The following is an 813-nucleotide window of genomic DNA, read 5'->3' on the forward strand; positions in this document are numbered from 1 at the left end:
CAGTTCCTTGCGTTTAGCGACGTCACTGACGGAGAATGCCTTCTTGAGCTTCGCGTCAAAGTCAGGATTGGAGTAGGATGTCTCATTCCATGCCTCGCCGGTTCGATAGGCCAGCGCCAGGACTTGAACGCCGAGGGGTCGCATGTACCAGACCGTAAGAGAATAGGGGTATTTCGCCCAATCGTTCCAGAATGTTGAACCCGGGAGCACGGTGCGCTTCACCTTGAAGCCGGCTTCGCGCAGCTGGGCCGCGATGGCATCGCCGGTATTTTTCTGCCAGTCTTCGTCGATGGATATCAGTTCATGTTCAAAGTCGGCATGGCCGGCTTCTGCGATTAGCATTTTGGCGCCATCGAGGTCCCGTGTCTTCTTCGGCAAAGGATAATACTCGGGATGAATCGGGCTCACGTGGTGATTTTCGCCGACCGTACCGCGACCTGCGTAGCCAAGTTGCAAGACAGCATTATTATCGACGGCCATCTGCAGTGCGTTTCGAACCTTCTTGTCGTCGTACGGCTTATTGGCAGTGTTTGTGCGGCATACCAGCGTTGTTGCGGTAGCCACCTCGGTTTTGACAACATCCATCTTGTCGAGAATATCAATGTAGTCGGCGGGAGTTTGTAGGTCGAGATCTATCTCACCAGAGTCGAAGGCCGCTATCGTTGCTTGGAACTCAGTGCCATAGTCTACAAAGTGAACACCGTCGAGTAGCGCTTCACCGCCCCACCACTTGCCGTGTTCGCGACGCTTGACCTCAGCCTTGCTGCCCACCGAATACGTCAGCAGTTCAAACGCTCCCGTCCCGATCGGTTT

At 54.7% G+C, this 813-nt stretch carries 1 protein-coding gene; it reads right to left on the minus strand.

Translation table 11 applies throughout. The features are described 5' to 3' along the window. Positions 1 to 813, minus strand: an 813-nt coding sequence (locus X742_RS140330; RefSeq protein ID WP_023775645.1) for an ABC transporter substrate-binding protein, incomplete at both ends; no start/stop codon positions are given.

It is taken from the genome of Mesorhizobium sp. LNHC229A00 (genome assembly GCF_000502415.1).
In the GTDB taxonomy this organism is placed as follows: domain Bacteria; phylum Pseudomonadota; class Alphaproteobacteria; order Rhizobiales; family Rhizobiaceae; genus Mesorhizobium.